Annotated in this window: 8 protein-coding genes; 4 read left to right on the forward strand and 4 right to left on the reverse strand. The window is 65.2% G+C overall.

All coding sequences use genetic code 11. From position 1 onward, the window contains the following. Nucleotides 1-85: 85 nt before the first annotated feature. Nucleotides 86-832 (reverse strand): LmeA family phospholipid-binding protein, encoded by a 747-nt coding sequence (locus QM615_RS22275; protein WP_068046137.1) that lies wholly within the window; start codon nucleotides 830-832, stop codon nucleotides 86-88. Between the two features lie 110 nt (nucleotides 833-942). On the opposite strand from QM615_RS22275, the gene QM615_RS22280 reads away from it, so the two are divergent. Beyond that, entirely contained in the window at nucleotides 943-1,548 is a 606-nt protein-coding gene (locus QM615_RS22280) for a type IV toxin-antitoxin system AbiEi family antitoxin domain-containing protein (RefSeq protein WP_283347931.1), read from the forward strand. Nucleotides 1,549-1,578: 30 nt separating this feature from the next. Here QM615_RS22280 and QM615_RS22285 read toward each other — a convergent pair whose 3' ends face one another. From QM615_RS22285 to QM615_RS22295, 3 genes are all read right to left on the reverse strand, one after another. Next, nucleotides 1,579-2,277 carry a class I SAM-dependent methyltransferase gene (locus tag QM615_RS22285; protein ID WP_283347932.1) on the reverse strand — a complete coding sequence of 233 codons (699 nt, stop codon included), beginning with the start codon at nucleotides 2,275-2,277 and terminating at the stop codon, nucleotides 1,579-1,581. 143 nt (nucleotides 2,278-2,420) lie between these two features. Then, nucleotides 2,421-2,924, reverse strand: a complete 504-nt coding sequence (locus QM615_RS22290; RefSeq protein ID WP_032380350.1) for a DUF2505 domain-containing protein — start codon at nucleotides 2,922-2,924, stop codon at nucleotides 2,421-2,423. Between the two features lie 11 nt (nucleotides 2,925-2,935). After that, entirely contained in the window at nucleotides 2,936-3,445 is a 510-nt protein-coding gene (locus QM615_RS22295; protein WP_269595143.1) for a DUF2505 domain-containing protein, read from the reverse strand. A 57-nt stretch (nucleotides 3,446-3,502) separates the two neighbouring features. Here QM615_RS22295 and QM615_RS22300 point away from each other — a divergent pair, with 57 nt between their 5' ends. The 3 genes from QM615_RS22300 (at nucleotide 3,503) to QM615_RS22310 (ending at nucleotide 7,413) form a co-directional block, all read left to right on the forward strand. Next, a complete protein-coding gene (locus QM615_RS22300) occupies nucleotides 3,503-4,519 on the forward strand; it encodes a UDP-N-acetylmuramate dehydrogenase (protein ID WP_269595144.1) in 1,017 nt (338 codons plus the stop codon). A 62-nt stretch (nucleotides 4,520-4,581) separates the two neighbouring features. Then, nucleotides 4,582-6,132 carry an MBL fold metallo-hydrolase gene (locus QM615_RS22305; protein ID WP_269595145.1) on the forward strand — a complete coding sequence of 517 codons (1,551 nt, stop codon included), beginning with the start codon at nucleotides 4,582-4,584 and terminating at the stop codon, nucleotides 6,130-6,132. 84 nt (nucleotides 6,133-6,216) lie between these two features. Next, entirely contained in the window at nucleotides 6,217-7,413 is a 1,197-nt protein-coding gene (locus QM615_RS22310; RefSeq protein ID WP_269595146.1) for a L,D-transpeptidase, read from the forward strand. Nucleotides 7,414-7,506: the final 93 nt, after the last annotated feature.

Here is a 7,506-nt window from a genome sequence, read left to right on the forward strand (position 1 = left end):
ATCGCAAACATCCCTAATGATCAGGCCCGTTGCGACCACCGCTCGAATCCGCCCGTACCCTGGTACGAGTTACCACTCACATGGGTTACGCGACGAGCGAGCAACCCTCGGGAGTCGGCTGGCTCTGATCCTGCTGGGTGACCGGAATCGTGTACTGCCCGCCCTCGAGGGTGAGCTCGATGCCGCTGTCGGTGACGGTCAGCGACGTCGGAGCCATGTCCAGCGGGTAGGCCTGCAGGCTGTCGGTCAGCACGCCGACGACCGAGTCGACCAGATCGGTGGGAATGCCGAGACCCAGGATCGACGCGTCGACGGTCTGGACGTCGACTCTGCCGTCCACGACCTCCGGCTTGACGGTCAGATTCGCCAGAGCGCCGACGGCGAAGTCGAGGGTGCCCGCCGAGGCGTCCGAGGTGACGCCGGAGACGATCGCGCCGATGCCCTGGCTCTGCAGGGTGCGGGTGATGCCGTCGGTGGACCACGAGATGTCCGCACTCGAGCTGCCGATGGTGCCGCCGGAGTCGGCGGTCTGCGTCAGATTCAGGTCACGTGCCTCGGCCTGAACGACCATGCCCTCGGCGGGTCCGAAGCGTGCGTCGTTGCTGTCGACGGTCACCGAGGAGACCTTCTTGTCCACCAGTGAGAGCAGGACCGGCTTCAAGCCGAGACCGACCTCGACCTGGCTGCCGAGCTCGGATTCGAGCTGACCGGCGAGGCAGGATTTGATCTGCTGACGCACGAACAACTCGCCACCGATGACGGCGACGAGGAGGACGACAACGACGGAGACTGCGATCAGCGGTGCTGTGCTGCGCCTGGCTGTGGATGACATTCCTGGCAGTCTTCCCGATGATTCTGAGCAAGCTCTGTGAAACTCGCCGAACCTGTGTAGCCGGTACCAAAGTTTGTGACCTGTAACACATTGTGACGTACTCTTGCGTTATGAGTACGACAGGACCGAGCGTGCACGAGCTGCACTCGTTGGCCACTCGTCAGGACGGCTATTTCACTGCCGAGCAGGCCGCTGAGCTCGGCTTCGATTCTGCGATGGTGCGCGTCAATCTGGCCACGAACACGTGGACTCGCGTCGAGCGCAACCTGTTCCGACTCGGCCAGTGGCCCCACAGCGAACTCGAAGTGTTCGCCATGTGGTGCGCCTGGTTCGGCGGCGAGGCCGTGATCTCGCACCAGAGTGCGGCCGAGCTACACGGATTCGGGCACCTTCACCCGCAATTCGTGCACGTCTGCGCCTTCGGCGACCTACGACTGACCGACACCAGGCTGGCGGTTCATCGTCTGAGGCTCGAGCCACGGGACGTCGAATCGGCTGGCACGTTCAACCTCACCACCCCGGTGCGCACGGTGCTCGACCTCGCCGCAGGTGGCATCTCGCAGATCACCCTCGACGAGGTGGTGTGCGACGCCGTCGCGATCGGTCGCGTCGACCCGCACACGCTGTACACCGAGGCCGGAAACAGCACCGATCGAGTGGCCGAACGCGTCTGGCACTGTCCGCCTGTACGTAGCCGCGAAATCGGGTGCAGCTGACCGCGCTCACCGCGGTCAGTTGCACCCGATTCACGGTGTAGGTGCGACCGAGGACCACGGGACCGTGAGCACGTTGTCTCGCATTCGTCGGCGGGGGAGTGTGATCGGAAGACCTTGGTCGGCAAGCACTTTCATGGCCGCGCGCCATCGAATTCGAGGCCCGAACGGTGCCAGCGGTGCCGACACCGACCACGCTCTGTCGGCCCGTCGAAGCAGATCGTGCACGAGCTCACCCTCGATGTTGCGATGAATCAACACCTTCGGTAGCCGCTCCGCGATGTCCGACGGCATCTCGACGTCGAACGGATCCCACGCCAGCGTCAGTGAACGTGGCCCATCGGCGTCGAGCAACACCCAGGCGCAGCGTCGACCGAGCTCGTCGCAGGTGCCGTCCATCAGCAGGCCGCCCGGTGCCAGGCCCGACAGAATGCGTTGCCAGGCAGCAGGTACCGCGTCCTCGGGATACTGCCGCAGTACGTTGAACGCCCGGACCAGGTTGGGGCGCAATCCCGCCAGCTCGAAACCGCCGCGGGCGAACTCGACGCCGTCACTCCCCGGAACGACGCGTGCGGGGTCGATCTCCAGACCGGTGACTCGAAGATCGGGCCGGACGGTGCGCAGCCGCCCGGCCAGCTCGAGGGTCGTGTTCGGCATCGCCCCGTACCCGAGGTCGACGACGAGGGGATCGGGCGAGCCCTGCAGTACGCGTCGAACATCGGGACTGTGCATCAGCCACCGGTCACTACGACGCAGCCGATTGATGCCGGTGGTGCCGCGGGTGATGACGCCCTGAGGGGCAGGAGTGGAGCCTGCGGAACGACCCAGATGGGGAGTGGAGCCTGCGGAACGACCTTTGTGAACTGGGCTCAGGGCTAGGCGTTCTTTTCGAGCCAGTCGGCGGTTACTTCGCCTTCGCCGCGCCACAGGTCGATGAGGTTGACGAGCATGAGTTGCTCGAGCTTGCCGCCGATGAACGGCAGGAAGACCTTGGCCTCGGAGGAGGTGCGCAGCGTCGAACCGCCGTTGGTGGGGAAGAGCGAGGTGGTGCCCTTCAGTGAGCCGGGTCCGGCCGGAATCGACGCGTCGTAGTGGCCCGCGGTGACTTCCTCGTAGGCGTCGAAGTGCACGTTGCGGGTGATGACCATGTCTTTCTTCATCACCGTCTGCGCGATGTCGGGCAATTCGGTGCGCGGGATGACGTGGTGCATCACGATGTCGATTCCGGCGTCGGACACCTCGAAGCTCTTCAGCTCGTTCTCCGAGTACTTACGCATCTCCTCGATCCGCGCATCCCAGTGATCGCGACTGGAGAGCGCTGCATAGACCTGCTGCGTCGAGTGGGTGAACCGGGCGGAGTAGTTCATTCGGCGAGCCATAGTGCGCCAGGCTAGCCGTTGCCCTGCGCGGCGATCCAGTTACCGGTGAAGTCCTGCTCGTTGTCGATGAGCGAGAGCACCTGCTCGCTGATCATCGCTTCGATCTTGCCGCCGAAGATCGGGACCTTGACCTCGGTGGTGCCGGCCAGCGCGATGGTCGTCGTGTCGCCGGTGGCGTCGAGCGTGGTGGTGCCGGTGATGCGGGCCGGTGCGCCTTCGACGGTCGCTCCGAAGGTGCCGGCGGCGTGGGTACCGTCGAACGGTCCCCAGCTCTCGGTGCGTTCGATGATGAGGTCGCCCTTCTTGAACGCAGTCACCGCGGCCGGCAACTCCTCTTCGGGGACGGCCTGGGTCATGACGACGTCGATGGTGCCGTCGCCGACGGTGATGCTCTTCACGCTTGCGCTGGGGCCGCCGATCTGCTCGATGCGGTCCTTCCAGTACTGCTCGGACGTCAGTGCGGCGTGGACCTTGTCGGCGGAGGCGGGCACAGTCGAGCTGTGCTCAATGGGGCGAGGCATCCCCGCAGGTTACCGGGTGGGTCCGACGCTTGTGTGCGACCGGTAGCGTGAGAGTCCGTGCCTACTGCAATTTCGGAGCTCACCACCATTCGGGTGGGCGGCCCGGCCCGTGAATTCTGCGTCGCGACGACGGGCGACGAGTTGGTCTCCCTCGTGCGCGACGCGGATCGCGCGGGGACGGACGTGCTGGTCGTCGGCGGTGGATCCAATCTGGTCGTCGGCGACGAGGGGTTCGACGGCCGGGTGATTCGGGTGACCGGTTCGCGGCTGGAGATCGACGGCGAGATCGTCACGGTCGACGCCGGCGTCGAGTGGGATGCCGTCGTGCAGGCGACGATCGATGCGGGACTGTCCGGCATGGAGGCGCTGTCGGGCATTCCCGGAACCACCGGCGCGACGCCCATCCAGAACGTGGGCGCGTACGGCGCGTCGACGTCGGAGTTGTTGCACGCTCTCACCGTCTACGACCGTGAGAGCGAGGAGACTTCGGTGTGGACGCCGGAGCAGTGCGGATTCGGAACGCATCGGTCGTCGGTGTTCAAGCGGTCCTCGCGGTACGTGATCTTGGATGTGACGTTCGCGCTGAAGAAGACGACCGAGTCGCTTCCGGTGCGCTACGCGGCGTTGTCGGAGCGACTCGATGTGCAGATCGGCGACGTCGTACCGGTGCCGGACGTGCGCGCGGCCGTGCTGGCTCTGCGCGGCGAGCGGGGGATGGTGCTCGACGCGAGCGATCACGACACGTGGAGCGTCGGATCGTTCTTCCTCAACCCGGTACTGCCCGAGGTGCCCGAGGCCGCTGCGCACGCGCCCAGCTTCCCCGACCCCGCGGGAACCAAGATTCCGGCCGCATGGCTGATCCAGAATGCGGGCTTTCCGCGCGGTTACGGCACCGAATTCGGGCGCGGCACTGCGGCGTTGTCGTCCAAGCACGTGCTGGCCGTCACCAACAGGGGTGGGGCCACCGCGTCGGACATCATGGCGCTGGCTGCGCACGTGCGAGACGGCGTGCAGGAGAAGTTCGGCGTCACGCTCACGCCCGAGTGTGACCTCGTCAACTGCGCGCTCGGTTAGGGCAGGTCGAAACGGCGCATACGATGGAGCTTTGCAAGTGAAAGCTCGTAGGAGGTAAATCAGTGCAGGTCACCAGCGTGGGACATGCGGGATTCCATATTCGGACCGACGCCGGAAGCATCCTGTGCGATCCGTGGGTGAACCCGTCGTTCTACGCGTCGTGGTTCCCGTTTCCCGACAACTCGGGCCTGGACTGGGACGCCCTGGGTGATTGCGATTACCTCTACGTCTCGCACCTGCACAAGGACCACTTCGACCCGAAGAACCTGGCCGAGCACGTCAACAAGGACGCCACGGTTCTGCTGCCGGATTACCCGGTGCTCGATCTCAAGCACGAGCTAGAGAAGCTAGGGTTCCACAAGTTCTACGAGACGACGGACTCGGTCAAGCACACGATCTCCGGGCCCAAGGGCGATCTCGACATCATGATCATCGCGCTGCGTGCGCCCGCCGACGGTCCCATCGGCGACTCGGGTCTGGTCGTCTCGGACGGCAAGACCGTCGCGTTCAACATGAACGACGCGAGGCCGGTGGACCTGGACGTGATGACCGAGAACTTCGGTCCCGTGGACGTGCACATGCTGCAGTACTCGGGCGCGATCTGGTACCCGATGGTCTACGACATGGTCTCGCGCGCGAAGAAGAACTTCGGCATCCAGAAGCGTCAGCGCCAGATGGATCGGGCGCGCCAGTACATCGAGCAGGTCGGCTCGACGTGGGTGATTCCGTCCGCGGGCCCGCCGTGTTTCCTCGACGACGAGCTGCGCTCGCTCAACGACGTCTACGGCGACCCTGCCAACGTGTTCCCGGACCAGATGGTGTTCCTCGAGCAGATGCGACTGCACGGGCACGACAAGGGCCTGCTGATGATGCCGGGCACCGCCGCGACGTTCGACGGTTCCGAGTTGATCTCCCACGAGCACCCGATCCCCACCGCTGAGGCCGAGGCCATCTTCACCACCGGCAAGGCCGACTACATCGAGGCCTACGCCCAGCGTCAGGCGTCGGTCATCGCTGCCGAGAAGGCAGCCTGGGCTCCGGCCGAGGGCGAGCCACTGCTCGAGCCGATGCGAGGCCTGTTCGAGCCGATCATGGCCCAGACCGATCTGATCTGCGACGGCATCGGCTACCCCGTCGGAATCACGATGGGCGACGAAACCGTCGTGCTCGACTTTCCGAAAAGAATTGTGCGCGAACCGATCTCGGACGAGAAGTTCCGCTACAGCTTCACCATCCCGCCGGAGCTGGTACGCACCGCCATACGCGACCAGGAGCCGGACTGGGTCAACTCGATCTTCCTGTCCACCCGCTTCCGGGCCCGACGCGTGGGCGGCTACAACGAGTTTCTCTACACGTTCTTCAAGTGCCTCACCGACGAGCGCATCGCCTACGCAGACGGTTGGTTCTCCGAGGCGCACGACGACACCGCCACGATCACGATGGGCGGCTACGAGATCCAACGCCGCTGCCCGCACCTGAAGGCGGACCTGACGAAGTTCGGCATCGTCGAGGGAAAGAAGCTCACCTGCAACCTGCACGGATGGGATTGGAACCTCGAGACCGGCCGCTGCCTCACCTCGAAAGGCCACGAACTGCGCACGCGCAAACTCTGAGTCATTCCGCAGGCTCCACTCCTGCACCTGTGAGACTGCCCCCAAAAATCGGGGTAGTTCGCAGACGCAGGTACGTTGGACAACGTGCATGAGCAGGTAGAACAGACAAAACGGACGCGCACGGTGTGGTTGATCGCCGTGCTCGTCGCGTTGGTGGCACTCGTGGCAGGCTGCACCGTCGGATCGGGCGATGGCAACTCGGGTGCCGCGGCCCCGACCACCGAGGCAGCTCCCGTCGCCCAGGTCACCGAGAACCCGGTCGCAGGTGCCGTCGACGTCAGTCCCGTCGCGCCCATCTCGGTCTCGGTCGCCGACGGAACGCTCACCCAGGTGGCGTTGACCAACCCCGACGGCAAGGTCGTCCAGGGCGCGCTCTCGCCCGACAAGACCTCGTACGCCGTCACCGAGCCCCTCGGCTACGGCGTGCAGTACACGTGGTCCGGCACCGCCCTCGGCAGCGACAACAAGACCGTCGACATCACCGGGGCCTTCACCACCGTCGAACCCGACAGTCGTACGTCGGTGAGTACCAACATCGGCGACGGCCAGGAAGTCGGCATCGCTGCGCCGATCATTCTGCAGTTCGACTCGGCGATCGAGGACAAGGCGGCCGTCGAGAAAGCGTTGACGGTGACCACCAACCCGCCGACGCCCGGCGCGTGGGCCTGGTTCCCGGACGACAACGGCTCGCGCGTGCACTGGCGTCCCACCGACTACTGGGCTCCCGGCACGACGGTCTCGGTGGTCGCCAAGCTCTACGGCGTGAACTACGGCGGCGGCGCTTACGGTGCCGACGACGTCACCCTGAACTTCAGCATCGGACGCAGTCAGGTCGTCATCGCCGACGCGACCAGCCACCGCATGCAGGTGGTGCGTGACGGCGCGACGATCATGGACATTCCCGTCAGCTACGGCGAGGGCAACGAGGACCGCAACGTCACCCGCAGCGGCATCCACGTCGTCACCGAGAAGCACGAGGACTTCCTGATGTCCAACCCTCCGTTCTACGAGAACGTCCGCGAACGCTGGGCGGTGCGCATCTCCAACAACGGTGAATTCATCCACGCCAATCCGCTGACCACCGGTGTGCAGGGCGCGTCGAACGTCACCAACGGGTGTATCAACCTCTCCGACGCCGACGCTCAGCAGTACTTCCAGACGGCGATGTACGGCGATCCCGTGGAGGTCACCGGAACGCGCATCGACCTCTCGGCAGCCGACGGCGACCTGTACGACTGGGCCATCGACTGGCCGACCTGGGAGTCGATGAGTGCGGTGTGAGCGCTGCGCGCAGGTGAGCGGAAACTCGTAGCAGGGGTCGGGCGGATTCGAGCGGTGGTCGCAACGGGCCTGATCATTAGGGATGTTTGCGAT

It is taken from the genome of Rhodococcus sp. IEGM 1341 (genome assembly GCF_030056895.1).
In the GTDB taxonomy this organism is placed as follows: Bacteria; Actinomycetota; Actinomycetes; order Mycobacteriales; family Mycobacteriaceae; genus Rhodococcoides.